Annotated in this window: 19 protein-coding genes and 1 pseudogene; 12 read left to right on the forward strand and 8 right to left on the reverse strand. The window is 67.8% G+C overall.

Annotated features, from left to right (window positions below; translation table 11 throughout):
- Nucleotides 1-323: 323 nt before the first annotated feature.
- Nucleotides 324-596 carry a hypothetical protein gene (locus AC3A5T_RS06365; protein WP_487627873.1) on the forward strand — a complete coding sequence of 91 codons (273 nt, stop codon included), beginning with the start codon at nt 324-326 and terminating at the stop codon, nt 594-596.
- Nucleotides 597-618: 22 nt separating this feature from the next.
- On the opposite strand, the gene AC3A5T_RS06370 is transcribed toward AC3A5T_RS06365, so the two are convergent.
- Together AC3A5T_RS06370 and AC3A5T_RS06375 are read right to left on the reverse strand one after the other, a co-directional pair.
- Nucleotides 619-1,248, reverse strand: a complete 630-nt coding sequence (locus AC3A5T_RS06370) for an exopolysaccharide biosynthesis protein (RefSeq protein WP_487627874.1) — start codon at nt 1,246-1,248, stop codon at nt 619-621.
- A complete protein-coding gene (locus AC3A5T_RS06375; protein WP_487627875.1) occupies nt 1,238-2,551 on the reverse strand; it encodes a hemolysin family protein in 1,314 nt (437 codons plus the stop codon). Before AC3A5T_RS06375 ends, AC3A5T_RS06370 begins: the two co-directional genes overlap by 11 nt.
- 267 nt (nt 2,552-2,818) lie before the next feature.
- Here AC3A5T_RS06375 and AC3A5T_RS06380 point away from each other — a divergent pair, with 267 nt between their 5' ends.
- The 4 genes from AC3A5T_RS06380 (at nt 2,819) to AC3A5T_RS06395 (ending at nt 5,683) form a co-directional block, all read left to right on the forward strand.
- Entirely contained in the window at nt 2,819-3,445 is a 627-nt protein-coding gene (locus AC3A5T_RS06380) for a DUF47 domain-containing protein (protein WP_332078602.1), read from the forward strand.
- A gap of 13 nt (nt 3,446-3,458) precedes the next feature.
- A complete protein-coding gene (locus AC3A5T_RS06385; RefSeq protein WP_332078603.1) occupies nt 3,459-4,586 on the forward strand; it encodes an inorganic phosphate transporter in 1,128 nt (375 codons plus the stop codon).
- A gap of 30 nt (nt 4,587-4,616) precedes the next feature.
- Nucleotides 4,617-4,967: an MGMT family protein gene (locus AC3A5T_RS06390; protein WP_487627876.1), complete on the forward strand. Its 351-nt coding sequence runs from the start codon at nt 4,617-4,619 to the stop codon at nt 4,965-4,967.
- A 62-nt stretch (nt 4,968-5,029) separates the two neighbouring features.
- Entirely contained in the window at nt 5,030-5,683 is a 654-nt protein-coding gene (locus tag AC3A5T_RS06395; protein ID WP_232136993.1) for a rhomboid family intramembrane serine protease, read from the forward strand.
- A 179-nt stretch (nt 5,684-5,862) separates the two neighbouring features.
- Here AC3A5T_RS06395 and AC3A5T_RS06400 read toward each other — a convergent pair whose 3' ends face one another.
- Together AC3A5T_RS06400 and AC3A5T_RS06405 are read right to left on the reverse strand one after the other, a co-directional pair.
- Nucleotides 5,863-7,887, reverse strand: coding sequence for a M13 family metallopeptidase (locus AC3A5T_RS06400; RefSeq protein ID WP_487627877.1), 2,025 nt, complete (start codon nt 7,885-7,887; stop codon nt 5,863-5,865).
- Between the two features lie 378 nt (nt 7,888-8,265).
- Nucleotides 8,266-10,353 (reverse strand): M13 family metallopeptidase, encoded by a 2,088-nt coding sequence (locus tag AC3A5T_RS06405; protein ID WP_487628186.1) that lies wholly within the window; start codon nt 10,351-10,353, stop codon nt 8,266-8,268.
- Nucleotides 10,354-10,630: 277 nt separating this feature from the next.
- Here AC3A5T_RS06405 and AC3A5T_RS06410 point away from each other — a divergent pair, with 277 nt between their 5' ends.
- Both AC3A5T_RS06410 and AC3A5T_RS06415 read left to right on the forward strand, forming a co-directional pair.
- A complete protein-coding gene (locus tag AC3A5T_RS06410; RefSeq protein ID WP_487627878.1) occupies nt 10,631-11,542 on the forward strand; it encodes an ABC transporter ATP-binding protein in 912 nt (303 codons plus the stop codon).
- A 12-nt stretch (nt 11,543-11,554) separates the two neighbouring features.
- Nucleotides 11,555-15,136, forward strand: a complete 3,582-nt coding sequence (locus tag AC3A5T_RS06415) for an ABC transporter permease/M1 family aminopeptidase (RefSeq protein WP_487627879.1) — start codon at nt 11,555-11,557, stop codon at nt 15,134-15,136.
- Nucleotides 15,137-15,184: 48 nt separating this feature from the next.
- Here the strand turns inward: AC3A5T_RS06415 and AC3A5T_RS06420 are convergent, their stop codons facing one another.
- Together AC3A5T_RS06420 and AC3A5T_RS06425 are read right to left on the reverse strand one after the other, a co-directional pair.
- Complete coding sequence (locus AC3A5T_RS06420) at nt 15,185-17,041, reverse strand: monovalent cation:proton antiporter-2 (CPA2) family protein (protein WP_487627880.1); 1,857 nt, start codon at nt 17,039-17,041, stop codon at nt 15,185-15,187.
- Between the two features lie 3 nt (nt 17,042-17,044).
- Nucleotides 17,045-17,407, reverse strand: a complete 363-nt coding sequence (locus AC3A5T_RS06425) for a hypothetical protein (RefSeq protein ID WP_487627881.1) — start codon at nt 17,405-17,407, stop codon at nt 17,045-17,047.
- A gap of 428 nt (nt 17,408-17,835) precedes the next feature.
- Here AC3A5T_RS06425 and AC3A5T_RS06430 point away from each other — a divergent pair.
- Nucleotides 17,836-19,235, forward strand: a pseudogene (locus AC3A5T_RS06430) (DEAD/DEAH box helicase).
- A 453-nt stretch (nt 19,236-19,688) separates the two neighbouring features.
- On the opposite strand, the gene AC3A5T_RS06435 reads toward AC3A5T_RS06430, so the two are convergent.
- Together AC3A5T_RS06435 and AC3A5T_RS06440 are read right to left on the reverse strand one after the other, a co-directional pair.
- The gene (locus tag AC3A5T_RS06435) at nt 19,689-20,336 is read right to left on the reverse strand and encodes a C40 family peptidase (protein ID WP_487628187.1); all 648 of its coding nucleotides are present in this window, start codon (nt 20,334-20,336) and stop codon (nt 19,689-19,691) included.
- A 332-nt stretch (nt 20,337-20,668) separates the two neighbouring features.
- Complete coding sequence (locus AC3A5T_RS06440) at nt 20,669-21,238, reverse strand: C40 family peptidase (protein ID WP_487627882.1); 570 nt, start codon at nt 21,236-21,238, stop codon at nt 20,669-20,671.
- Nucleotides 21,239-21,327: 89 nt separating this feature from the next.
- Between AC3A5T_RS06440 and AC3A5T_RS06445 the strand changes: the two genes are divergently transcribed.
- The 4 genes from AC3A5T_RS06445 (at nt 21,328) to gorA (ending at nt 25,890) form a co-directional block, all read left to right on the forward strand.
- Nucleotides 21,328-21,807 (forward strand): FKBP-type peptidyl-prolyl cis-trans isomerase, encoded by a 480-nt coding sequence (locus AC3A5T_RS06445; RefSeq protein ID WP_487627883.1) that lies wholly within the window; start codon nt 21,328-21,330, stop codon nt 21,805-21,807.
- Nucleotides 21,808-21,867: 60 nt separating this feature from the next.
- Nucleotides 21,868-23,103 carry a DUF418 domain-containing protein gene (locus AC3A5T_RS06450; RefSeq protein ID WP_487627884.1) on the forward strand — a complete coding sequence of 412 codons (1,236 nt, stop codon included), beginning with the start codon at nt 21,868-21,870 and terminating at the stop codon, nt 23,101-23,103.
- A gap of 154 nt (nt 23,104-23,257) precedes the next feature.
- Nucleotides 23,258-24,505, forward strand: coding sequence for an NAD(P)/FAD-dependent oxidoreductase (locus AC3A5T_RS06455; RefSeq protein ID WP_487627885.1), 1,248 nt, complete (start codon nt 23,258-23,260; stop codon nt 24,503-24,505).
- The gene (gene gorA, locus AC3A5T_RS06460; protein WP_487627886.1) at nt 24,502-25,890 is read left to right on the forward strand and encodes a glutathione-disulfide reductase; all 1,389 of its coding nucleotides are present in this window, start codon (nt 24,502-24,504) and stop codon (nt 25,888-25,890) included. Before AC3A5T_RS06455 ends, gorA begins: the two co-directional genes overlap by 4 nt.
- The last annotated feature ends 3 nt before the right edge of the window (nt 25,891-25,893 follow it).

The raw sequence follows: 25,893 nt of genomic DNA on the forward strand, positions 1-25,893 counted from the left end.
TCAGACATGGGCTGCTCTTCGGCCACGCCAGGCTCCGGTGCTCGGCTCGCTCTACGGCTCGATTCAAGTCAAAGGCTCAAAGCCAAAGCCAAGGCCAAGGCCAAGGCCAAAGCCAAAGCCAAAGCCAAAGCCAAAGCCAACGCCAACGCCAAGCCAAAGCAAAAGCCGGAGCCGAATCCAAAGCCGAGCCAAGGCGAAAACAATGCAAAAAAGAAGCCGCGCCCAAGTCCAAAAGCCGAGGCCGAAACACTCGACCACCTACACGCCACCCATCACCCACCCCGGTATGCTCATGCCCCCCGGAACGCGTCACGGATGTCGCCATGGGCATGTGGTCTCCGCTCGAGATGTTCTGCCTGCTTGCCGGCCTGGTCGTGTGGGCTGTGGCCAGTGTCGTGAGTGTGCGTCTGGTGCTCGCGCATCGGCGTGTGTGGCCGCCGGAACGTGTCGAACACGGCGCCGCGTTTCCGGAACTGCCCACGCATGCGCGGCTCGCGGCGCTCGATGCGCTGTTGGCGAACGGGCGCATCGGCGCTGCCGAACACGCGGCGCGGCGTCGGGATCTGATGCTGGAAGCGGTCGGTTTCGGTCGCTAGGACGACGACACGCGACACCCGCTCAGAAGATCCGCGCCAACCATTCGGTCGCAGCCGTCGCCAGCGTGCCGCTGAGTACGCCGAAGAAGCCGATCGCGACGATCCCGCCGACCCACGCCCACACCATCAGCGCGCCGTCGCGCTCCAGCAATGCCAGCGAATAGGCTAGCAGCAGCAGGCCGAACACGTAGTTGGTGAACGGAATCGGCAGCGCCAGCAGCACGCCGAGCAGCACCAGCTGCAGGCCGGTGAACATCGCCGCGGCGCGGTGGTCGAGCACGCCGGGCAGACGCGGGCGGCTGAAGCGTTCGACGCGGCGCAGCCAGGGTTCGAGCACGGTTTCGAAGCGCTGCACCGCGCTGCGATGCGGGCCGCGTTCGGCGATGAAGCGGGGCAGCCAGGGCTTGCGCAGGCCGATCAGCAGTTGCGCGCCGACCAGTGCGACCAGCGGGCCGCCGATCGCGCCGCCGACGCCCGGAATCGGGATGAAGGCGGGCAGGGTGGCGACGAACAGCATCATGCCGAACACGCGCTTGCCCAGGCCGATCAGCAGGTCGGCGAAGCGCAGCTGGTCGTCGGGATCGCCCAGCGCCATCGCGGCGAGCAGTTCCCGCGTGCTGGCTTCCTCGCGCGAGGGGATCTCAGGCGTCATCGCCGCCCGCGTCCGCATCCGGAAGGCGCTGCAGCAGCAGCTTGTCGACCCGCGGGCCGTCGAGGTCGACGATCTCGATCCGCCAGCCCTGCCACTCGAAGTGCTCGGCGACGTTGGGAATGCGACTGAAGCGCGCGATCGTCATGCCGGCCGCGGTGTGGAAGATGTGCTCGTCCTCGCCCGGCAACGGGCCGCCGCCCAGCAGTTCGCGCAGCGCGCCGGTCGGCAGCGTGCCGTCGACCAGCATCGAGCCGTCCTCGCGCTGGACCACCAGCGGCGCGGCGTCGAGGCCGCTGCTCTGTGTGCGGCCGATCACCGCTTCCATCACGTCGTTGAGCGTGACCATGCCGGTGATGTCGCCGTACTCGTCGACCACCAGCGCCAGGGATTGCTGGTTCTCGCGCAGGATCTCCAGCAGCTTCATCGCCGGGGTCGATTCGGACACGAACAGCGGCTCGCGCAGATACTTGAAGAGGTCGAATTCCCTCTTCTCGAGCCGGTCGATCAGCGACTTGATCTCGAGCACGCCGACCACGTCCGAATCGTTGCCGCGGAACACCGGATAGCGCGAATAGGGCGTCTCGCGCATCTCGGCGAGGTTCTCCTCGAAGCCGGCCGAGACGTCGAGCCAGGCGATGCGCGTGCGCGGCGTCATCAGGCTTTCCGCGTCACGGTCGCCGAGGGTGAGCACCCGGTTGACCATGTTGCGCTCGTCGGCGTCGATCACGCCCTGCTCGTGGCCTTCGCTGACCAGCATGCGGATCTCTTCTTCCGAGACCTGCGCCGCTTCGGTCTTGTCCAGGCGCAGCAGCTTCAGCAGCCCGCGCACGCTGGCGCTGAGCAGCCAGACCGCTGGCGTGGCGATGCGCGACAGCCAGTGCATCGGCAGGGCGACCAGGGAGGCCAGGCGCTCGGGCGCGAGCAGGGCGAGGCGCTTGGGCAGCAGTTCGCCGAAGACGATCGTCAGGAATGTGATCAGGCTGACCGCGAGCACGGTGCCGACGGTCGAGGCATAGGTGCCGAGGATCGGCAGGCTCGACGCGAGCCACGTGCCGATCAGGCTGCCCAGCGCATCGCCGCCGAGCATGCCGGTGAGCACGCCGATCGTGGTGATGCCGACCTGCACCGTCGACAGGAAGCGTTCGGGATGCTCGGCCAGTTCCAGCGCCGCGCGCGCACTGCGGTGCTCGGCGGCCATCTGCTTCAGGCGCGGTTTGCGGGACGTGACCACCGACATTTCCGACAACGCGAAGAACGCGTTGCAGGCGATCAGGGCCAGGACGATGAGGATCAGCTCGAGCATTGCCGGGGCCTCCTGCCGGATTGAGGGCGATGCAGAGCATCGGGGGAGGCGTCAGCGGTGTGCGTCGCGGGGAGCGGTCTAGAGTCGTCGTCCATGTGAAAGATGAACAGCGCAAGGGGCGCGGCGGCGACTATAACAGGCTGCGATGTGACGACCGCCGTACACCCCGGGGCGGCCCGGGCTGGCCCGGAGTGTCATCGAACCGTCATAATCCGCGCCTTGCGCAGAGCGTCCGGTCCCGGGCGCGCGACTTCAAGGCGTCCCGGCATGTTCTCCCTGCAAACGATCTTCGGCCAAGGCAACCAGTTCTACACGCTGCTCGAGGAGGCCGCCGTGGCCGCGCACGACAGCACCGTCGCGCTGCATTCGATGCTCAAGGCGTCGGACCGCCAGCCGGCGCTGGACGCGTTCAAGCTGGCGCGCATGCGCGAGCGCGAGGCGTCGGACAAGATCAGCCAGGCGCTGGTGGACAGCTTCATCACCCCGATCGAGCGCGAGGACATCGAGGCGCTGGGCTCGGCGCTGTACAAGATTCCCAAGCAGGTCGAGAAGTTCGCCGACCGCTACTCGCTGGCGACGCGCCATCTCGAACACATCGACTTCGCGCCGCGCGCGGCGATGCTCGAGCAGGCGTCGGCGGTCGTGGTGAAGATGGTCAAGACCCTGCGCAGCATGAAGCTCGAGCCGATGAAGGCGCTCAACGACGAGCTGCGTGCGCTGGAGAACGAGGCCGACCGGCTGATGCTCGAGCTCTACCGCGACATCTACTCGGGCCAGCTCGAGCCGCTGCAGATGTTTCTGCTCAAGGAGTTCTTCGAGATTCTCGAAAAGGCGATCGACCGCTGCCGCGAGGCGGGCGTGGTCGCCTACGAGATCGTGCTGAAGAACTCCTGACGGACTCCGGATCATGCTGACCCTCGTGCTGATCGTGGTCGCGACCGCGCTGGTGTTCGAATACATCAACGGGTTCCACGACACCGCCAATTCGATCGCGACCGTCGTCGCCACCAAGGTGCTGTCGCCGATGCAGGCGGTGGGCCTGGCCGCATCGATGAACCTGATCGGCGCGCTGATGGGCACGGCGGTCGCGAAGACCATTTCGTCGGGCCTGATCGACGCCGGCGTCATCGACGTGGGCTCGCAGCTGATCCTGTGCGCGCTGCTGGGTGGCATCGTCTGGAACCTGATCACCTGGTGGTGGGGCCTGCCGTCGTCGTCGTCGCACGCGTTGATCGGTGGTCTGATCGGCGCCGCACTGGCGGCCGCGTCCAACAATCTCGACGTGGTGATCTGGTCGGAGCCGGCGCAGCCGATCTGGCACAGCGCGGGCGTGCTGTGGAAGGTCATCGTGCCGATGGTCAGTTCGCCGGTGCTGGGGTTCGCCGCAGGCTTTCTGATGATGGGCGTGCTGTTCTTCGCGATCTCGATGATGGCGCGCAGCGGCGGCGTGCTCGCACGCATCGCGCGGCCGCGCTGGGTCAACGCGTTCTTCGGCAAGAGCCAGATCGTCTCGGCTGCCGGCATGGGCTTCGCGCACGGCATGAACGATGCGCAGAAGACGATGGGCATCGTCGCGCTCACCCTGGTCAGCGCGCAGAGCGTCGGCACGCTCGACAACCTGCCGGCCTGGCTGGCGTTCCTGCATCCCTCGGACGCAGCACTCGCCGAAGGCGACATCGACCTGTGGATCAAGATCACCTGCGCCGTGGTCATGGCCGCCGGTACCGCCGCGGGCGGCTGGCGCATCATCAAGACGCTGGGCCACAAGCTGGTCAAGCTGCACCCGATCCACGGTTTCGCGGCCGAGACCAGTGCCGCGTCGGTGATCCTGGCCGCCTCGTCGATGGGCATTCCGGTGTCGACCACCCACAACATCTCCGCCGCGATCATGGGCGTGGGTACGGCCAAGCGCCTCAACGCCATCAAGTGGACGGTCGTCAACAAGATGATCTGGGCGTGGATCCTGACGATCCCGATGTCCGGCGGCATCGCCTACGGCCTGTTCCGGATGTTCCACCACTTCGGCTGGGTCTGATCCCGTCACGCGCCGCCGCATACTGCGGCGATGCACGACGCCCACTCGAAGGCGGACGCCCGCGCCCGCATCCTCGCCGCGATCCGCGCGGTGCCGGCCGGCCGCGTTGCCGGCTACGGACACATCGCACGTCGCGCCGGTCTGCCCGGGCGTGCGCGGCTGGTCGCGCGGGTGCTGCGCGATCACGGCGATCCGGACCTGCCGTGGCATCGCATCGTGCGCAGTGACGGGCGCATCGCGTTCCCCGACGGTTCGCCGGGCTTCCGCGAACAGGCGCAGCGGCTGCGCGCCGAGGGCGTCACCGTGACGCGTGGTCGGGTGCGGATGCCGATCGACGACACGCTCGACGCCGCGCTGTGGGGCCCCGACGCACACGCCTGATCCGGCACGATCGTCTACACGCCTGCGCCGGTATCATGACGCCGGAAAAACGAGGAGTCGGGATGTTTCCGAGGTTGCCGCTGGCCGTCAAAGTGATCCTGGCCATCAATGTGGTCGTGTTCGTGCTGCAGCTGGCGATCGGCAATGCGCTCGCGCATTTCATGCTGTGGCCGCTGGGCGGCGCGGAGGCGGGCGGGCTCGGCTTCCAGCCATGGCAGCTGGTGACCTACGGCTTCATGCACGACCCGCGCAACATCGGGCATCTGGCGTTCAACATGCTGGCACTGGCGATGTTCGGCTCGCAGCTCGAATACACCTGGGGCACCAGGCGCTTCGTCACCTATTACCTGGTCTGCGTGATCGGCGCGGGGCTGTGCCAGCTCGGCGTGGTGACGTGGTCGCTGGCGCAGGGCGCGTTTCCGTATCCCACGCTCGGTGCGTCGGGCGGTGTGTTCGGTCTGCTGCTGGCCTACGGCGTGCTGTTTCCGAACCAGCGGCTTGTGCTGCTGTTTCCGCCGATCCCGATGCGCGCACGCACGCTGGTGATCGTCTACGGCCTGGTCGAGCTCGTGCTCGGCATCACCGGCACGCGCTCGGGCGTCGCCCATTTCGCCCACCTGGGCGGCATGCTGTTCGGCTGGCTGCTGCTGCAGCACTGGCGTGGACGTCCGCCGTTCAATCGCGGCGGCGGCAAGCGGCACGTGCGCAGGGTCTGAGGCGCCCACTTCCATCGGGTTTCGGCGGGTTGCGCTTCGCGCTGCCCATCCTACGAAAGCCCAGCCGGTCGACGCACGGTCGAGCGTCGGCCGCACACATCGCCTGACGCATCACCAGACGCCCAAAAAAAATGCGCCGGACGCGCCGGCGCATTTTTCGTGTCATGCGTGGCCCCGGCTCAGCGCCAGATCCGCACCTGGTCTTCGGCCTTGCGGCTCATCGCATCGTTGGCGCCGCACTTGAAGGTCTCGGTGTAGACCGGCAGGTTCGTCACCGGGCCGTTCGCCCGCCACTGGCCCGGCGCATGCACGCTGGTGGCGGCGCTGCGGGTCGCGGTGTCGACGGCCGACTGCTGGCGCCACAGCTGTGCCCAGCCGCGGAAGAACGCTTCCTTGCCCGATTGCGCGAGTTCCGGGCTCGCGGTCTGCAGCGCATCCCATGCGAGCTCCACGCCCGCGAGATCGGCGGCATTCTCGTCGCGGGTCAGCGCGCCGTTGACCTGGGTGCCGGTCAGGCCCGGATATCCGTAGCCGTTGTACTGCGAGACGAGCTTGTCGGTGGCGGTCAGCCAGCCGGCGTCGTCGTCGTTGCTCCACCAGGTGCGCACGGTGCCGGCGCTGTCGACCAGCTTGCCCTTGATGTCGACCGCGCGGCTCAGCTCGTGGCCGACCAGTGCGCCGTAGGTGCCGTAGTGCGTGGCGGCGTCGGCAGCGACGTCGAGCACCGGCGGCTGCAGCACGGCGGCGGACACGATCAGGCGGTTCTGCGCGAGGTCGTAGGCCAGCGCCGGCGTCTGCGGCAGCACGTCCCAGCGGCGGCCGGCATTGGCCTGGCCGATGCGGCGCATTTCCTGGGCGTGGCGCCAGGTCGACGCGATGAGCATGTTGCTGCCGAAGCTGGCGCGGCCCATCGGCTGCACCGTGTAGTCGATGTCCTGCACCGGCGCGCCGATCTCGATCTTCAGCGCGGCCAGCTTGGCCTTGGCCTCGGTCTTCGCGGCCGGTGTCATCCAGGTGTTGCGCTCGATGCCGCGGCCCAGTGCATCCCGCACCTGGCCGGCGATCGTCTCGGCGCGCGCGCGGGTGGTGTCGGGCAGATACGCGGCGACGTATTCGCGCGACATCATCGGGCCGGCAGCGCGGTTGATCGCGCCCAGCACCAGCTGCTGACGGCTCGGCTGCGCGGTTTCGCCGCGCAGGATGCGGCCGTGGAAATCGTATTCGGCGTCGCGGAAGCTCTTCGACAGGTACGGCGCCATGGCGTTGCCGATATGGAAGCGCAGGTACGCCTTCCACTGGTCCGGCTTGAGCGCGTTGACCAGCGTGTCGAGCTGGGTGAACAACTCGGGGTTCGCCAGCGACACCTGCGGTGCCTGCACGCTCTGCGCGGACAGGAACGTGCCCAGCTGCAGGCGGCGGTACTGCTTGTCGAGACCGGCCGTGTCGACGAGCGCGTACTGCGCGCGCGGATCGCGCAGGTCGGCCAGCGGCTTGGACACGGCGGCGATGCGACGCTCCAGATCGATCACCAGCGCGGTTTCGGCGTCGAGACGGTCCTCGGCGGTGCCGGTCAGCGCGAGGATGTTGCGCACGTACTGCGTGTACTGCGAGACGATCTGCTGCGTCTCGGCATCGCCACGGCTGTAGTACGCCGGGTCGGGCAGGCCGAGGCCACCCTGGGTGAAGTAGCCGACGTGGCGGTTGAGATCGGCCAGATCGACCTCGGCGCCGAACTCGAACAGCACCGGGATGCCGACCTGGTGCAGCGCGGCGAGTGCCGGCGCGATGTCACGCGTGCGGCGGATGCCATCGATGCGGGCGATCAGCGGAGCGATCGGCTTGGCGCCGTCGGCTTCCACCGCGGCCTCGTCCAGGCCGCTGGCCCAGAAGTCGCCGAGCAGGCGCTGCACGTCGTTCTGCGGCGCCGTCATCGCTTTGTTGAGCAAGTCGTGCTGCTGGGTGAGCGCGAGCGCCTGCAGTTCACCGAGCGCCGAACGCGTGCCCTGACCGGCGACGACCATGTTCGCGGCCAGCCAGTCCTTGTTGACGAAACTGTAGAGGTCGGTACAGGCGGTGACCGGCGGCGGTCCCTTCGGGGCGGCGGCGCGGCGACGCTGCGCGTCGGCATCGGAACTCAGGCCGACCAGCAGTGCGATCGAGGCGGCGAGCAGGGCGGGGCGGGCAAGCGTGTGCTGGATCGGCATTGCGGAGTCCGTGCGGGCATGAATCGCGCAAGTCTAGCAAGCCGCGCGGTGGCAGGACGGTGCGGGATTTCGCGTTCAGGGATGTCCGGTCGCAGGCGTGGTGCACGACGTGACCGCAGCCTGGTCCGGTCCGTCGATGCGCGGGCAGTTGCTGACGCACGGAAGTGCCTGCGAAGCGTCGTGGCGCCGCGCACGTCGGGGCGTCCGGCCGCAGCCATTGCGCCGTGGGCGTCGACCTTGCATCAAGTCCAGGGCAGGTGAGCTTCCGCAGGCGCAGTGTCGAAAACGACGCGCGTCGCTCGCCCTCGCGCCGTGGTCGGGACACGAAAAAGCCCGGCATCACTGCCGGGCTTCGTCGTTACCGCGATACCGCGTGGATCACCAGATGACGACCTGCTGGTCGCCGGTGCGGACCATCGGATCGCCCGGCTTGCACGAGAACGCGGCCGCGAACGCGGGCAGGTTCGACGGCGCGCCGATCGCGCGGAAGTTCGCCGGGGCGTGCGAGTCGGTCTTCAGACGCACGTCGAGTTCCTGCGGGGTGAAGTTGCGACGCCACACGGTGGCCCAGTTGAGGAAGAAGCGCTGGTCGCGGCTCAGCCCGTCGGTCATCGGGTCGGGCGTGTCGCCGGCCGCCTTCTTCATCGCATCGTAGGCCGTCGCCAGACCCCCGAGATCGGCGATGTTTTCGCCCAGCGTCAGCTTGCCGTCGACGTGCTTGCCCGGTGCGGCCTCATATGCGTTGAACTGCGAGGTCAGCAGATCGGTGCGGCCGGTGAAGCCGGTCGAATCGGCCTTGGTCCACCAGTTCTCGAACTTGCCGGTCGGGCCGAAGCGGCTGCCCTGGTCGTCGTAGCCGTGGGTCATCTCGTGACCGATCACCGCGCCGATGCCGCCGTAGTTGATCTCGTCGGATGCGTTCGGATCGAAGAACGGCGGCTGCAGGATCGCCGCCGGGAACACGATCTCGTTCTGCAGCGGGTTGTAATAGGCGTTGACCGTCTGCGGCGTCATGCCCCACTCGGTCCTGTCGACCGGCTGGCCGATCTTCGACAGCATCCACTTGTAGTTGAACTCGGTCGCGGCGAGCACGTTGCCGATGTAGCTGTCGCGCGAGGTCGACAGGCCGTCCCACGCGCGCCACTTCTCGGGGTAGCCGATCTTCGGCGTGAACGAGGCCCACTTCTCCATCGCCTTGGCCTTGGTCTCGTCGCTCATCCAGGCCAGGTTCTCGATGCGCACCTTCAGCGAGTCGCTGAGGTTCTTGACCAGCGTCTCCATGCGCGCCTTGGACTCGGCCGGGAACGCGACCTGCACGTACAGCTGCCCCAGCGTTTCGCCGGCCTGGTCGTTGAGCGTGTCGAGCACGCGCTTGCCGCGCTCCTTGAGTTCCTTCTGCCCGCGCAGCTTGTTGCCGTAGAAGTCGAAGTTCTCCTGCACGAACGCATCGCCCAGATACGGCGCGGCGCCGTCGACGAGGTGATAGCGCAGGTAGGCCTGCCAGTCGGCGACCGGCGTGTCGCCGAGCATCGCGCTGACTTCCTTGTGGAAGTCCGGAATCGCCAGCGAGAACTTCTCCGGCACCGCGACGCCCTGCGATTCGAAGAACGTGGTCCACGGGAAGTTCGGGGTCAGCGCATCGGCTTCCGCCGGCGTGACCGGGTTGTAGAACAGCTTCACGTCGCGCGACATCTCGACGCTGGACTTGGACTTCGACGCCAGGCGCGTTTCGAACGCCAGCACCGACTTGGCCTGCGTCGCCGCATCGGCGGCCGGCACGCCCGACAGCTCGAGCATCTTCGCCACGTGGGCGACGTACTGCTCGCGCACCGGGGCCTTGTCGGCATCGGTGTAATAGCTGGTGTCGGGCAGACCCAGACCGCCCTGCATCGCGTAGGCGATGTTCATGGTCGGCACGTCGAAATCGGCCTCGGGGCCGAAGCCGAACAGGCCGCCTTCGCCGCGTGCATAGGTCTGGCGCAGGTATTCGGCCACGGCCGGGCCGTCGGCCAGCGCTTCGATCGCGGTCAGGCGGTCCTTCAGCGGCTCGACGCCCTGGGCGTTGATCTTGGCTTCGTCCATGCCGGTGGCCCAGAAGTCGCCGACGATCTTCTCGACGCCGGTCGCGGCGGTGTCGGCCGCGGACTGCTCGGCGAGCTGGCGCTGGATGGCGGTCGAGCGCTCGTCGAGCATCTCGAACGCGCCCCACGAGGTGCGATCGCCCGGGATGGCGTTGGCGGCGAGCCACTTGCCGTTCGCGTAGGCGTCGAAATCCGTACAGGCGTTCTTGCTGGTGTCGAGATCGCCGATCTCGAAGCGGTTCACGCCGGGCAGCGTGCTCTCGTCGAGCGTCAGCTTTCTGGGCGCGGCGGCATCCGTCGCCGGCGCGGCGGCCGTGGCCGGCGGGGTGTCCTGGTCGCCCGAACAGGCGGACAGCGCCAGCACCACCGAACAGGTCAGCAGCAGGCGCTTGGGAACGAAGGCAATCACGTGGAATCTCCGAAAGGAAGGACCGCCGGGCGACGCCCGGTGTGGGCGCACTCTACGCCTGCCCCGGAGGCGCCGGGGGTGTCGAAGGTCATGCGTGCAGCCGGGCGGCCAGGGCGCGATCGAGGTCCCGCCGCGCGCGGATTTGCGGTTCGTGGCGATTTACCTTTCAACGGCGGGTGACGTTCGACCCATGTGCGGCTGCACGGGACAGGCGAGGATCGCGCCATCGTGCCGATGGCACAGGGAGACGCCCATGCTCGCGATCCGTGACCTGACCAAGACCTACGCCAATGGCGTGCGCGCCCTCGACGGCGTGACGCTCGACATCCCGCGCGGCATGTTCGGGTTGCTGGGTCCCAATGGCGCGGGCAAGTCCTCGCTGATGCGCACGCTAGCGACATTGCAATCGGCCGACGGCGGCAGCGTCACGCTCGACGGCAGCGACGGTCCGATCGACGTGCTGCGCGACAAGGATGCGGTGCGCCGCCAGCTCGGCTACCTGCCGCAGGATTTCGGGGTGTATCCCAAGGTCAGCGCGCTGGATCTGCTCGAACACTTCGCGGTGCTCAAGGGCCTGACCGATCGCAAGCAGCGGCGCGAGGTCGTCGACGGCCTGCTGGCGCAGGTGAACCTGTGGGATGCGCGCAAGCGCAAGCTCGGTACGTTCTCCGGCGGCATGCGCCAGCGTTTCGGCATCGCCCAGGCGCTGCTCGGCAATCCGCGCCTGGTCATCGTCGACGAACCCACCGCCGGTCTCGATCCCGAGGAGCGCAACCGCTTCCTCAACCTGCTGGCGGCGATCGGCGAGGACGTGGTGGTGATCCTGTCGACGCACATCGTCGAAGACGTCACCGACCTGTGCCCGACGATGGCGATCATGAATCGCGGCCAGGTGCTCCTGACCGGGCGCCCCAGCGACGCGATCGAGGCGCTGTCGCAGCAGGTCTGGCGCAAGCAGGTGACCAAGGAGACGCTGTCGGGCTACGAGGCCGCGCATACGGTGCTGTCGACGCGGCTGGTCGCCGGCCAGCCGGTGATCCACGTGCACAGTGCGGATCGTCCGGAAGACGGTTTCGTCCAGATCGAACCGGATCTCGAAGACGTCTACTTCCAGCGCCTGCGTCTGCAGGCGCGGCAGCAGGCCACGCCTGCGCCGGTCGTCTGACCGGAGCACGCCATGATTCTCGAATTCTTCCGTTTCGAGCTGCGCCAGCAGCTGCGTTCGCCGCTGCTCTGGTGCCTCGCGGTGCTGTTCGCGCTGCTCGGGTTCGGCGCTGCGTCGAGTGATGCGGTGCAGATCGGTGGCGCGATCGGCAACGTGCATCGCAATGCGCCGGTCGTCGTGGCGCAGTTGTTCGGCGCCTTCACCCTGTTGACGATGCTGATCGTGCCGATCTTCGTCAGTACCGCGCTGCTGCGCGATTTCGAACAGGGCACCGCGGACCTGCTGTTCGCAGGGCCGGTGCGCCGGCGCGACTATCTGCTGGGCCGCATCGGCGCTGCGCTGTCGGCCAGTCTGGCGGTGTTCGTCGTCATCGGTGTCGGCCTGTTCGTCGCGCAGTTCATGCCGTGGATCGATCCGGCGCGACTCGGGCCTGTGTCGCTGCAGCCGTATCTGTGGTCGCTCGGCGTGCTCGTGCTGCCGAACCTGCTGTTCGTCACGGCGCTGCTGGCGGTTCTTGCGGTGACCACGCGTTCGATCCTCTGGGTCTACATCGGCGTGCTGGCGTTCTTCGTGCTCTACGGCGTCAGTGCGACGCTGATCAAGGACATCGACAACATCTGGCTGGCGACCCTGGTCGAGCCGCTCGGTGTGCGCGCGTTGTCGCGCACGGTGCGGTACTGGTCGGCCGAGGAACGCAATGCCGGCCTGCCCGCATTCGCCGAGTATCTGCTCGCCAATCGCGCGTTGTGGCTGGGCGTGTCGCTGACGCTGTTCGCGGCGGCGTTCGCGCTCTTCCGGACCGAGCGCAGCGGGACAGGGCGCGGACTGTTCAGGCGTCGACGCGTGACGGCTCCGGCCACCGTCGCATCGGTCGTGCCGTCGCCCGCACCGATCCGCGTCCAGCCTGTGTTCGGCGCGGCGACCGCCTGGACGCAGACCTGGCGACAGGTGCGGTTCGACACCGCAGGCGTGCTGCGCAGCGTGCCGTTCCTGGTGATGCTGCTGTTCGGCATCCTCAACTTCGTGCCGTCGGCGCTGTTCCAGCAGTCGCTGTACGGCACGTCGGTGTATCCGGTGACGTCGCAGATGCTCGACGCGCTGCGCAGCAGCTACAGCTTCCTGCTGATGCTGGTGGTGATGTTCTACGCCGGCGAACTGGTGTGGAAGGAGCGCGGCGCCAAGCTCAACGAGGTGATCGATGCGATGCCGGTCGCCAACCGCATTCCGCTGCTGGCCAAGTTCCTGACGCTGCTGGTGGTGACCGCGCTGTTCCAGCTTATCGGCATGGCGATGGCGATGACGATCCAGCTGTTCAAGGGCGGCGTGCAGCTGGAGCCGCTGGTCTACGCGCAGGCGCTGGTGTTCGACTCGATTCCGTACGTGATCATGGGTGGGCTGGCGCTGGCCTTGCAGGTCCTGGCCAACAACAAGTTCATCGGCTACGGCCTGCTGGTGCTGGTACTCGTCGCGCAGTCCGTGCTCGGCATGCTCGATTTCACCCACAACCTCTACACGATCGGTGGGTGGCCGAACGCGCCGTATTCCGACATGAACGGTTACGGGCACTTCCTCGCCGGGCAACTCGCATTCCAGGGCTATTGGGGCCTGTTCGTCACGGCGCTGTTGCTGCTCGCGGCGGCGTTGTGGGTGCGCGGCGTGGATGGTGGCTGGCGCCAGCGTCTGGCAGGCATGCGTGCGCAGTTGCGGGGCGGCCTGGGCGTGGCGTTCGCGGCGGCGGTACTCGCGTTCGCAGCGGTCGGTGGCGCGCTGTTCTGGAACACCAACGTCCGCAACGACTTCGTCTCGCCCGATGGCCAGCTCGATCTGCAGGCCCGCTACGAGCGAGATTACAAACAGTACGAATCGCTGCCGCAGCCGCGCATCATCGCGAGCCGCTCGGACATCGACCTGCGCCCCGAAACGCAGTCCATGACCGGCACGCTGGTCTATACGGTGCGCAATCCAAATGCCGGGCCGATCACCGATGTGCACATCGGCATGGAGGAGGACCGCGCGCTGGTCGATGTCGATCTCGGTGGGCAGGTGCTCGCCAAGCACGACGCGCCGCTGGGCTATCGCATCTACCGGCTCGCCACACCGTTGGCGCCGGGCGAGACGCGCGAGTTCCGCTTCAGGGTCGACTTCCATCCAACCGGCATCACCAACGACCGGGCGCAGACGCAGTTCGTCGAGAACGGCAGCTTCTTCAACAGCAGGATGTTTCCGCAGTTCGGCTACAACGCACGTGTCGAGATCAGCGACCGCAACGAACGGCGCAAGCGCGATCTCGGCGAACCGCGGCGCATGCCGAAGCTGGAGGACGAAGCCGCCCGGGCGAACACCTATCTGACCGACGACGCCGACTGGATCGATTTCAGCACCACGATCTGCACCGCGCCCGACCAGATCGCGCTGGCGCCGGGCTACATCGAACGCGAGTTCGAGCGCGACGGGCGTCGCTGCTTCAGCTATGCGATGGATCGCCCGATGCTGCACTTCTACGCATTCCTCTCCGCGCGCTGGGAGGTCCGCAAGGGCATGTACAAGGACATCCCGATCGAGGTGTATTTCGACCCCAAGCATCCGCTCAATGTCGACCGGATGATCGAGGCGACGCAGAAGTCACTGGCCTACTACGAGGCCAACTTCACGCCGTATCAGCATCGCCAGTTGCGCATCATCGAGTTCCCGGGCTACGAGAGCTTCGCCCAGGCGTTCGCCAACACGGTGCCGTATTCGGAGTCGATCGGCTTCATCGCCGACCTGCGGGATGCCGACACGCTCGACTACGTGTTCTACGTCACCGCGCACGAGGTCGCACACCAGTGGTGGGCGCACCAGGTGATCGGCGCGAACGTGCAGGGCGCGACGATGCTGTCCGAATCGCTGTCGCAGTATTCGGCGCTGATGGTGATGGAACAGGAATACGGCCGGCCGCGCATGCGCCAGTTCCTGAAGTACGAACTGGACCGCTACCTCGGCGGTCGCGGCGGTGAACTGCTGGAGGAGTTGCCGCTCTACCGCGTGGAGAACCAGCAGTACATCCACTACCAGAAGGGTTCGCTGATCTTCTATCGCCTGCGCGAAGAAATTGGCGAGGCCGCGCTCAATCGCGCGCTCAAGCGGTTCCTCGAGGACAAGGCCCACCAGCAGCCGCCGTACACCACGTCGCGCGAACTGCTGGACTACATCCGGGCCGAAGCGCGACCCGACCAGCAGGCGTTGATCACCGATCTGTTCGAGACGATCAGCTTCTACGACAACCGGGTCGTGACGGCGACGACGACGCGTCGCGACGATGGCCGCTACGACGTCACGCTCAACCTGCATGCGGCCAAGCGCTACGCCGATGGCACCGGTCGCGAGACAGCGGGCGTGCTCGACGACTGGATCGAGGTCGGCGTGTTCGCACGCGGGCTGTCGGGCGAGGAACGCGACGAGAAGGTGCTGTACCTGGAGCGACACCACATCACGACGGCCGATCCGGTGATCACGGTGACGGTCGACGAGGCGCCGTTCGAGGCCGGCTTCGATCCCTACAACAAGCTGATCGACCGGGTGTCGTCGGACAACCGGCGACGGGTGACGCAGTAACGGAACCGGTTTCCGGGGCGATGCGGGTCATCGCCCCGGACTCCGCGCTCAGGGCAATGGCGCGTCGGGTCCGGGCGCTGTCGCTGCGGCATCGTTGAGCCGCTTGCTCTCGCGGCGCGGACGCGTCAGCGGCGTCGGCTTCGGGCCCGGCGCATTGGTGTTCTTGATGATCAGCGGGATCCCGGCGCGGGTGTCGTTGCTGGCGGTTTCCAGTTCGAAGCGTTCGGTGTCCAGACGCCGCACCTGGGTCGCGATCGCATCGGCGTCCTCCTCCGACACATCGAGCTCGCGCAGCACGGCGGCGCCGAACTGCACGGCCGATTCGAAGGTCTCGCGGATCTGGAAGTCGACGCCGGCGTTGACCAGGCGCAGGGAATGCTCACGGTCGAACGAGCGGACCAGCAGCTTGGCCTGGGCGAATTCGTGCTGCGCGAGTTCGACGATGCGGTCGGCGGCCGCGCGGTCGTCGATACAGATCGCGATCGCGCGTGCGGTGCAGGCGCCCGAGGCATGCAGCACGTCGAGGCGCGTGCCGTCGCCGTAGTAGACCTTGAAACCGAACTCGGCCGCGCTCTGGATCATTTCGATATCGGTGTCGATGATCGTGACGTCGACATCGCGCGCCAGCAGCGACTGGCTCATGACCTGGCCGAAGCGGCCGAAGCCGATGATCAGCACGCTGCCGCTCTGGCCTTCGACGTCTTCCACGTCGTCGGGCCGCGCGTCCTTGGCCTTGACGATGAAGCGCTGGGTCATCAGTACGACCAGCGGGGTCAGCGCCATCGACAGCACGACGATCGCGGTGAAGTTGGCGTTGACCTCGGCATTGATCAGCCCCGTCGCGGCGGCAGTGGAGAACAGCACGAACGCGAATTCGCCGCCCTGCGCCATCAGCACCGCGCGCTCCAGCGCTTCGGGATGCGAACTGCGGGTCACGCGCGCGACGATGTAGATGCACAGCGCCTTGGTGGCCATGGCCGCGAACACGCCGCCGACGATCAACGGCCAGTTGGCCGCCACCACCGTCAGGTTCAGCGCCATGCCGACGCCGAGGAAGAACAGGCCCAGCAGGATGCCGCGAAAGGGTTCGATGTCGGCTTCGATCTGGTGGCGGAACGAGGATTCCGACAGCAGCACGCCGGCCAGGAACGCGCCCATCGCCATCGACAGGCCGCCGAGCTGCATCAGCAGCGCCGCGCCCAGCACCACCAGCAGCGCGGCCGCGGTCATGACCTCGCGCGCCTTGGCCGCGGCGAGGATGCGGAACATCGGATTGAGCAGATAGATGCCGGCGACGATCAGCGCGACCAGCGAGCCGATGCCGATCGCGATCGACATCCAGCGCGAGGGCGCATCGACGGCGGCCTCGGGGGTCGGCGCGAGGAACGCGATCAGCGCCAGCAGCGGCACGATCAGCAGGTCCTCGAACAGCAGCACCGAGACGATCTTCTGGCCGTGGGGCAGGGCGATCTCGCCGCGCTCGGACAGCAGCTGCATCACCACCGCGGTGGATGTCATCACGAAGCCGGACGCACCGACAAACGCGATCGGCCATGGAAACCCGAACGCGGCGCCGAGCAGGGTCAGCGCGGTGATGCTCAGGATGATCTGCAGCGCGCCGAGGCCGAAGATCTGCCGGCGCAGGCTCCACAGATGCGAGGGCCGCATTTCCAGGCCGATGACGAACAGGAACATCACCACGCCCAGCTCGGCGACGTGGAGGATCGATTCGGGATCGGAGAACCAGCCGAAGCCGAACGGGCCGATCGCCAGGCCGGCGGCGAGATAACCGAGTACCGAGCCGAGCCGGAGCTTGCGGAACAGTGGCACCGCGACGACGGCGGCGCCGAGTAATGCGACCACCTGGATCAGCTGGCTGGTGGTTTCGTGGGCCTCGGTGGCCATGGATCACTTCCTCGGTGCGGTCGCGGCCAGCAGCAGGAAGCCGCCGGCCAACGCGATGTTCTTGATGAAATGCAGCAGCTGGCCGTCGAGCGCCGTGGCGCGCGCCGACCAGAAGGGATGCGACAGCAAGGTGTCGGCCACCAGCAGCGCCGCGGCCGCCAGCGCGACCCAGCGCAGGCGCCAGCCACCGAGCAGCAGCAGGCCCAGCAGCAGTTCGCCGACGCTCAGCACCAGCGCGGCGTTCGACAGCACCATCCCGTCGAGTGCGCCCCAGACCCGCCATCCGCCGAGCACGATGAACAGGCTCGCCATCAGAACGCGCGCAAACAGCATCGGGGCGGACGGCGCGCTGGATCGGAAGGCCATGGGTGGATCCTGTCGAGGATGCGTGAAGGGTGACACAGCGCCGCACGGCCGCCCAGCAGCCCGTGCCGCGCCGGGTGCGCCTGAGCCCCGGCTGTCGCGGCGCGTGGCCTGCCGCTGGAGTGACCGGCTGAATTGGCGTAGACTCTGCCTCGTTCTGCAACACGGCTGCCCCTGTCCGACGCGATCCGCGCCGACAGATACGATCCTGGTACGCCTACCGCATTGATCGATTCCTGATCCGCGCGGACTTATCCCGCACGTCTTTCGTCGCGCAGACCACGGCCCGGAGCATCCGGCAGCCGTTTCATCATTGCTCGCAGCGCGGTTCTGGATAGCTCCGAGCAAGACTTCCCAGCGTTTCCGTTCCGGTGTTCGTGCGTCCGCACGATTCGCAGGCGGTGGCGTGCGGAAGCGCAAGGAGTTCCAAGATGACGTTTGAAGACCTCGGGCTGTCGCCCGCGCTGCTGCGCGCGCTCGCCGAAAACGACTACACCACGCCCACGCCGATCCAGGCGCAGGCCATTCCGCTGATCCTCGGCGGCAACGACGTTCTGGGCGGCGCCCAGACCGGTACCGGCAAGACCGCCGCGTTCGGCCTGCCGCTGCTGCAGCGTCTCGCCAAGGAAACGCCGCCCAAGGGCCCGCGCAAGCCGCGCGCGCTGATCCTGGTGCCGACCCGCGAACTCGCGGTGCAGGTCGCCGACAACCTCAAGACCTACGGCCGCCACCTGCGTCTGAACGTCACGACGATCTTCGGCGGCGCCGGCATGCAGCCGCAGATCGACAACCTGCGCCGCGGCGTGGACGTGCTGATCGCGTGCCCGGGTCGTCTGCTCGACCATATGGACAGCGGCCACGCCAAGCTCGACGCCGTCGAAGTGCTGGTGCTCGACGAAGCCGACCGCATGCTCGACATGGGCTTCCTGCCGCAGATGAAGCGCATCATGAACCGCGTGCCGAAGCAGCGTCAGACGCTGCTGTTCTCGGCCACGTTCGAGCCGCGCATCAAGGCGATGGCGCTGGAGTTCATGCGCGATCCGCAGCAGGTACAGGTGGCGCAGAACAGCACGATCGCCGACACCATCGCGCACCGCGCACATCCGGTCGACAACAGCCGCAAGCGCGATCTGCTGGTCGATCTGCTGTCCAAGCGCCACACCGACCAGGTGCTGGTGTTCGGCAAGACCAAGCACGGCTGCAACCGTCTGGCCGAACAGCTCGCCGAGTCCGGCCTGCCGGCGGTCGCGATCCACGGCAATAAGAGCCAGGCGCAGCGCCAGAAGGCACTGGATATGTTCAAGTCCGGCCGCGCCCGCATCCTGGTCGCCACCGACGTCGCCGCGCGCGGTCTCGACATCCCGAACCTGCCGCTGGTGATCAACCACGATCTGCCGATGGTCGCCGAGGATTACGTGCACCGCATCGGCCGCACCGGTCGCAACGGTTCGACGGGTGAGGCGCTGTCGCTGGTCTCGCCGGAAGAGGGCGGTCTGCTGCGCCAGATCCAGCGCATGCTCAAGGCCGAGATCGACCTGACCGCGGTGCCGGGCTTCGAGCCGAGCCAGCCGGTGCGCCTCGACACGCCGATCCCGAAGAACGGTGGCGGTCAGCGTCGCCAGCCGGCCGGTGGCCGTCCGGGCGCACGCATGGGCGAGCAGAAGCCGGGTGGCGAGCGCGCACCGCGCAAGCCGGGCAACCGCGGCCACGGCAAGCCGGCGGACCGCAGCGCACATGCGCACGCGGGCCCGAAGCAGCACCGTCCGGGTGCCGGCCGTCCGCAGGAACGCCGCGACAGCCGCGCGTGAGGCAGGGCGCGGCGCGGGCCTGACGGTCCGGGTCGCGTTCGATCCGCGTTGATGAAAAAGGCTGCCTTCTGGCGGCCTTTTTTTGTTCCGGCGCTGGCGCAACGGCGACGTCACGGAGCATCGCTGCTGACGTGTCAGGTGCGAGGTCGTTAAGACGCAGGAAGACAGAAGCCCTCCCCCGCATGCGGGGGAGGGTTGGGGTGGGGGCAAACTCCAAGCAGTGGTGTCCGTCGATGTGGGCGCGATGCTGGTGTCCCGGCACCCGCTTTGAGCGTCCCGGCACTGGCGCCTATCGAAACCGGTGGATGCTACCCCCTGCGCGTGCAGGTCATTCGATCCAGTCCCGACAGCGCGCCCCCACCAACCCTCTCCTGCACGCGGGGGAGGGCTTTCAGAACCGGTGCCTGCAACTAAGAGCGGCGCCCACAACGCAAAAGGCCGCCTCTCGGCGGCCTTCTCGCATCGGGCGTCAGCCCTCAGACGCCGGCGACGCGGCGTGCGGACTTGAAGCGGGTGGCCCAGTAGCCCGAGTCCAGCTCGGAGACCATCACGTCCTTGCCGCTGCGCGGGGCGTGCACGAAGCGGCCGTCGCCCAGGTAGATGCCGACGTGGTCGATGCGGTTGCCGCGGCGGCCGAAGAACACCAGATCGCCGGCGGTCAGGGCGGTGCGCTCGACGCGCTCGCCGTTCTGCGCCATGTCACGGGAAACGCGCGGCAGGTCGATGCCCAGCGCGGTGCGGAACACGTAACCCACCAGGCCGCTGCAGTCGAAGCCGCTGTCCGGGCTGGAGCCACCCCAGCGGTACGGGGTGCCGATGAAGCTCAGGGCGCGCTTGAGCAGGCCTTCGACGCGGCCGTCGGCCTGGACCGGCTTGTCGACGTCCATCGCGATCAGCTGGTTGATGTCGCTGGCCAGCAGCATTTCGGGCTGGGCGAGCTGCGCGGTCGGCGTGGTGAGCGCGCGGGCGACAGAGGTGGTCGCTTCGATCTGGTCGGCGGAGTCGCCGGCGAGGCCGGGGCCTGCGAAAACGGGTGCTGCGGAGAAGGCGAGAACGCTTGCGACGAAGGCAGTGCGAAGGCGGCTGTGGCGTTTGGCGCGAGCGCCTGGCGTTGCGTCTGTCATCGTCACGTGGGTTTCACATTGTCGCGGACCAGCGGGGGAAGCTACCGGACGGGAATGTGAAAGTTGTTAAACAAAAATTAATGAATGCGTACAAGTCCTCGTTTTTGAACAGAAATCGGTGAAGAGCGTGTGGAGAAACCGTGTCGCGCTTCAGTCCCGCGGCATGACGATCGGCGTGACAGCCGCGATGTGAAAAGGTGAATGCGAAGTTGGATGAACGAGGTGCAAGCAGATCGCCTCAGCCTCAAGGTCCAGGACGAATCGACGTCTCGCCGATGCGTCGGCCGACGCCTCCCGAGATCCGTGCGCTCGAGCCGCGGTGATCGCGTCCTCTAATGCAGCACGCGCTTGGACCCAGAGTAGTTCCGCACCCAGTAGCTGCCGTCCAGATGGTCCAGACGCACGGTGCCGCCGGTACTCGGGGCGTGCACGAAGCGGCCTTCGCCGACATAGATGCCGACGTGGGTCACGCTGCCGCCGCTGCCGAAGAACACCAGATCCCCGGTGGCGAGGCGGCTCGGCTCGATCTTCGGGCCCTGGTAAGCGAACAGCTCGCGGGAGGTGCGCGGCAGGCGCAGGTCGAGCATGTCGCGGAAGACGTAGTTCACCAGGCCGCTGCAGTCGAAGCCGCCCTCGGGCGTATTGCCGCCGTAGCGGTAGGGCGTGCCGACGAGGCTGATCGCCCGCATCAGCACCGCATTCGCCGCCGCCGGGTCGGCCGGGGCGACCGGTGTCCAGGTGCGGGTGGCGGCCTGCGTTTTCGCAGCGGGCGGGGTGGGGCGCACGTCGTCGCGTCCGCAGGCGGCCAGCGCGAGCGTCCCCACGAGCAGCGGAACCAGCCAGCGGCGCGCGGCGGTTGGCGCCGGCGTGCCGGAGTCCGGATAATGTGAGGTTGCTCGCATGGGGCGCCCGGTCGATTGCATCGCGGCATCCTGCCCCAGCCACACCTCCTCCTCAAGCGGCGCTGCCGCGCTATCCGGATATTCCAGCAATGAAGATCGAGAAAGACCGCGTCGTCCGTTTCCACTACAGCGTCGCCGAAACCGGCCAGGAGCCGGTGGAGACCTCGCGCGACCGCGAGCCGCTGGCCATCCTGTTCGGCCACGGCAACATCATCCCGGGTCTGGAGAAGGCGATGGACGGCCGCGAAGCCGGCGAGACCTTCAAGGCCGACGTGACCGCGGCCGACGCCTACGGCGAGCGTCGCGACGGCATGACCCAGCGCGTGCCCAAGAAGCACTTCGGCGACCAGAAGCTCGCCCCGGGCATGCAGGTCGTGCTGAACACCAGCTTCGGCCCGCGCGCGGTGACGATCGAGAAGATTGGCATGAGCGTGGTCGACGTGGACCTCAACCATCCGATGGCCGGTAAGGACCTGCAGTTCGACATCGAAATCGTCGACGTGCGCGAAGCCTCGGCCGAAGAAGTCGAGCACGGCCACGTGCACGGCGACGGCGGTCACCAGCACTGAGATCGGGCGCCGCCGCCGGCAGTGACGCTGGCGGCGCTTTGACATCGCGAGGACCGCAGGATGCACACGCAGGCCGCGCTTGGACCGGTCCCCACCGGTCAGCGTCTCGAGGTGATGGACGTGCTGCGCGGCATCGCGCTGCTCGGCGTGTTCGCGATGAACATCGAATGGTTCAACCGGCCGATGCAGCAGATGGGGTCGGGCATTCCGGTCGACGCGACCGGGCTCGACCATGCGGTCGCGTGGGTCGTGCACGTGTTCGTGGCCGGCAAGTTCTGGACGATGTTCTCGCTGCTGTTCGGCATGGGCTTCGTGCTGATGAGCGGGCGCATCGCCGCCGCCGGCCTGTCGGTCGAACGCGTCTATCTGCGCCGGATGGCGGCGCTGTTTCTGTTCGGCGTCGCGCATATCGTGCTGCTGTGGCCGGGCGACATCCTGCATACCTATGCGATCGCCGGCGCGATCCTGATGGCGATGCGCGCGGTCGCGCCGAAATGGCAGCTGGTGACCGGCCTGCTGCTGTACGCCGGCATCGCGGCGTTCTATCTGCTGTTCGCGGCGGTGATGTTCGTGCTGCCCGAATCCGCGCTGGCCGAGATGTCCGCGCCGATCGCGGCGAGCGCCGAGCGCGCGGCGAGTGTCTATCCCGATGGCGGCTTCGGTGCGGTGCTCGTGCAGCGCGTCAGCGATTACGCGCAGATCGGCCTGATGGGCCAGACAATGATGGTGCCGATGGTGCTGGGCGTATTCCTCATCGGCAGCTGGCTGATGTCCGGTGGCTGGCTGCAGTCGCCGGCCGCGCAGCGCCGGTTCTGGTGGCGTCTGCTGGCGATCACGTTGCCGACGGGTCTGGTGTTCACCGCGCTCGCGGTCTCCGTCGGCACGACGTTCACGCTCGGTGCGATGGATGCGCGCGGCATTCTGGCGCAGGGGCTGATGCTGTGCGGCGCGCTGCCGATGTCGCTGGCCTACGTCGCGCTGATCGTGCTCGCGTGGAGCAGCGGTGCGGGTGCGCGCGTACTGGGCGTGTTCGCGCCGGTCGGACGCATGGCGCTGACGCATTACCTCGGCCAGTCGCTGATCTGCTCGCTGCTGTTCTATGGCTACGGCTTCGGCCTGTTCGGCGAACTGGGCCGCGCGGCCCAGACCGGCATCGTGCTCGGCGTGTTCGCGCTGCAGATCGGGATCAGCCATGCGTGGCTGTCACATCACCGCTATGGACCGATGGAATGGACCTGGCGCTGGTTGACCTACGGACGCCGTCCGGGTTGGCGGCGCATTCCCGCGCTGCCGTGAGAATCCGTCCAATATCCTGCTGCGCTTGTCGGAAGGCGCGCGTGCGGTGCCCGGAGTGCTCACGTACCCCACGTACGCTGCGCCTCCTGCGATGCGCCACGCGCCATCCGGCTGCGCTCGCGACGGATCCTGAACAGATTCAGAGGGCGCTGGCATGAGCGCGCGGGACGACGTGCTGATCGTCGGCGGCGGGGTCATCGGCCTCGCCAGCGGCATCGCGCTGCTGCAGGCGGGCCGCGGCGTGCGTGTGCTGGAGGCCGGCACCGCGGGCTGCGGCAGTTCGCATGGCAACTGCGGCACGATCACCCCGAGCCACGCTGCGCCCCTGGCTGCGCCCGGCACGGTGGCCAAGGCGCTGCGCTGGATGCTGATGCCCGACGCGCCGTTCCGCGTGAGCCCGCGCATCGACCCGGCGCTGTGGCGCTGGATGATCGGTTTCGCGCGCCACTGCAACCGGCCCGACTGGCTGCGTGCGATGCGTGCGCGCTCGACGATTCTCGAAGCCTCGCGCGCGTCGTTTCCGGAATGGCTCGAGACGCTGGGCATCGATTGCGAGTTCGAAGCCTCCGGCGTCGATTACGTCTATCGCGACCGCGCCGATTTCGACGCGTTCGAGGATGAAGCCACGCAGCTGCGCGCGCTGGGCGTCGCGGTCGAGCGCATCGACGGCGCCGACTATCTGCGTCAGGAGCCTGCATTGCGCGAAGGCGTGGTCGGCGCGATCCGCTTTCCCGGCGATGCGCGTCTGCGCCCCGATCGCTATGTCGCAGGTCTTGCGCGCGCATTCCGCGCGCTGGGCGGCGAACTGGTCGAGCACTGCGAGGTGCGCGCGATTGAAGAGACCGGGGACGGCGTGCACGTGGACACCACGCAGGACGTGTTCGCGGGACGCGATCTGCTGCTCGCGACCGGCGCCTGGTCGCCGCTGCTCGCGAAGTCGCTGCGCCTGCGCGTCCCGGTGCAACCGGGCAAGGGCTATTCGATCACCTATTCGCGTCCGTCGATCGTGCCGCGCACGCCGATGGTGCTGCACGAACGCAGTGTGTGCGTGACCGTGTGGGACAGCGGGTTCCGGCTCGGCAGCACGATGGAATTCTCCGGCTACGACCGCTCGCTCAACCGCGTGCGCCTCGATGCGCTGGAGCGCGCGGCGCGCGAATACCTGCACGAACCGGTCGGCCCGGTGCGCGAGGAAGAGTGGTACGGCTGGCGCCCCGTGAGCGTGGACGACGTGCCGATTCTCGGCCTCGCACCCGGTCATCGTCACCTCTGGCTCGCGACCGGGCATGGCATGCTCGGGGTCAGCATGAGCGTGGCGACCGGACACCTGATGAGCGATCTGATCTGCGGCCGCGCGCCGCGCTTCGACCCCGCGCCCTACGCGCCGGCGCGGTTCGCATGAGCGCCGCGCGACACGACGATTCCGCGCTGCTGCATTTCGACCTCATCGTCATCGGTGGCGGCTCCGGCGGCCTCGCTGCGGCGTTCCGCGCGGCCGAACACGGCCAGCGCGTCGCGGTGCTGGAACCGCAGCCGCTCGGCGGCACCTGCGTCAACGTCGGCTGCGTGCCGAAGAAGGCGATGTGGCTCGCCGCGGATCTGCGCCTGCGCATGGGGCAGGCCGCGCGGTTCGGGTTCGATCTGCCGATGGACACGCAGGTCGCGTTCGACTGGCCGTCCTTCATCACCGACCGCCAGCGCTACATCCACATGATCCACGAGAGCTACCGCACGCGGCTCGATCGCGACGGCATCCTCGTGCTGCCTTCGCGCGGACGACTGGCCGGGCGCGACCGGGTCGAATGCGAAGACGGCACCTGCCTCACCGCGCCGCACATCGTGCTGGCCGCGGGCTCGCATCCGCAGCGGCCCGACATTCCGGGCGCCGCGCTTGGCGCGATTTCCGATGACTTCTTCCGCTGGTGCGAGGCGCCGCCGCGCGTGGCGATCATCGGGGGCGGCTACATCGCCATCGAACTCGCGGGCGTGCTGCAGGCGCTCGGCAGCCAGGTCGACGTGTTCGTGCGCGAGCAGCGGCTGCTGCGGCAGGCCGACGCCGAACTCGTCGCGCAGCTGCAGGAGAACTATTGCCAGCAGGGTATCGATCTGGTGTTCGGCTACGGGCTCAAGGCCCTGCATCGCGACGACGACGGCCTGCGTCTCGAAGCCGAAGACGGCACGTCGCGCGGTGGCTACGCCGAGGTCATGTTCGCGACCGGTCGCCGCCCCAACACCGCCGATCTCGGACTCGACACCGTCGGCATCACGCCCGATGCCGCCGGCAATATTCCGGTCGACGAATGGCAGTGCACACCTGCGCCCGGGGTGTACGCGATCGGCGACATCTGCGGCTGCGGGCCGACCTTGACGCCGGTCGCGATCGCGGCCGCTCGCCGTCTGTGCGATCGCCTGTTCGGCGGCAAGCCGGACGCGAAGCTCGATGCCGACAACGTACCGTCGGTGGTGTTCTCGCATCCGCCCCTGGCGATGGTCGGACTGACCGAAGCCCAGGCGCGCGCGCAGTACGGCGACGATGTGCACATCTACCGCAGCAATTTCCGCCCGATGCGGGAGGCGCTGGCCGAATCGAGCCAGCGCAGCCTGTTCAAGCTGGTCTGCACCGGCGACGAGCGTCGCGTGCGCGGCATCCACCTGCTTGGCGATGCGGCCGACGAGATCCTGCAGGGCTTCGCGGTCGCCTTGAAGATGGGCGCGACCCTCGACGACCTGCACGACACGATCGCGATCCATCCCACCAGCGCCGAGGAAGTGGTGCTGATGCGCTGAGCA

Source organism: Luteimonas sp. Soil_C_16 (assembly GCF_057657295.1).

What these genes read in the sequence shown, in the direction of transcription:
- AC3A5T_RS06365 (WP_487627873.1), top strand. Translation starts at nt 324, where the DNA reads ATGGGCATGTGGTCTCCGCTCGAGATGTTCTGCCTGCTTGCCGGCCTG.
- AC3A5T_RS06370 (WP_487627874.1), bottom strand. Translation starts at nt 1,248, where the DNA reads ATGACGCCTGAGATCCCCTCGCGCGAGGAAGCCAGCACGCGGGAACTG.
- AC3A5T_RS06375 (WP_487627875.1), bottom strand. Translation starts at nt 2,551, where the DNA reads ATGCTCGAGCTGATCCTCATCGTCCTGGCCCTGATCGCCTGCAACGCG.
- AC3A5T_RS06380 (WP_332078602.1), top strand. Translation starts at nt 2,819, where the DNA reads ATGTTCTCCCTGCAAACGATCTTCGGCCAAGGCAACCAGTTCTACACG.
- AC3A5T_RS06385 (WP_332078603.1), top strand. Translation starts at nt 3,459, where the DNA reads ATGCTGACCCTCGTGCTGATCGTGGTCGCGACCGCGCTGGTGTTCGAA.
- AC3A5T_RS06390 (WP_487627876.1), top strand. Translation starts at nt 4,617, where the DNA reads ATGCACGACGCCCACTCGAAGGCGGACGCCCGCGCCCGCATCCTCGCC.
- AC3A5T_RS06395 (WP_232136993.1), top strand. Translation starts at nt 5,030, where the DNA reads ATGTTTCCGAGGTTGCCGCTGGCCGTCAAAGTGATCCTGGCCATCAAT.
- AC3A5T_RS06400 (WP_487627877.1), bottom strand. Translation starts at nt 7,887, where the DNA reads ATGCCGATCCAGCACACGCTTGCCCGCCCCGCCCTGCTCGCCGCCTCG.
- AC3A5T_RS06410 (WP_487627878.1), top strand. Translation starts at nt 10,631, where the DNA reads ATGCTCGCGATCCGTGACCTGACCAAGACCTACGCCAATGGCGTGCGC.
- AC3A5T_RS06415 (WP_487627879.1), top strand. Translation starts at nt 11,555, where the DNA reads ATGATTCTCGAATTCTTCCGTTTCGAGCTGCGCCAGCAGCTGCGTTCG.
- AC3A5T_RS06420 (WP_487627880.1), bottom strand. Translation starts at nt 17,041, where the DNA reads ATGGCCACCGAGGCCCACGAAACCACCAGCCAGCTGATCCAGGTGGTC.
- AC3A5T_RS06425 (WP_487627881.1), bottom strand. Translation starts at nt 17,407, where the DNA reads ATGGCCTTCCGATCCAGCGCGCCGTCCGCCCCGATGCTGTTTGCGCGC.
- AC3A5T_RS06435 (WP_487628187.1), bottom strand. Translation starts at nt 20,336, where the DNA reads ATGACAGACGCAACGCCAGGCGCTCGCGCCAAACGCCACAGCCGCCTT.
- AC3A5T_RS06440 (WP_487627882.1), bottom strand. Translation starts at nt 21,238, where the DNA reads ATGCGAGCAACCTCACATTATCCGGACTCCGGCACGCCGGCGCCAACC.
- AC3A5T_RS06445 (WP_487627883.1), top strand. Translation starts at nt 21,328, where the DNA reads ATGAAGATCGAGAAAGACCGCGTCGTCCGTTTCCACTACAGCGTCGCC.
- AC3A5T_RS06450 (WP_487627884.1), top strand. Translation starts at nt 21,868, where the DNA reads ATGCACACGCAGGCCGCGCTTGGACCGGTCCCCACCGGTCAGCGTCTC.
- AC3A5T_RS06455 (WP_487627885.1), top strand. Translation starts at nt 23,258, where the DNA reads ATGAGCGCGCGGGACGACGTGCTGATCGTCGGCGGCGGGGTCATCGGC.
- gorA (WP_487627886.1), top strand. Translation starts at nt 24,502, where the DNA reads ATGAGCGCCGCGCGACACGACGATTCCGCGCTGCTGCATTTCGACCTC.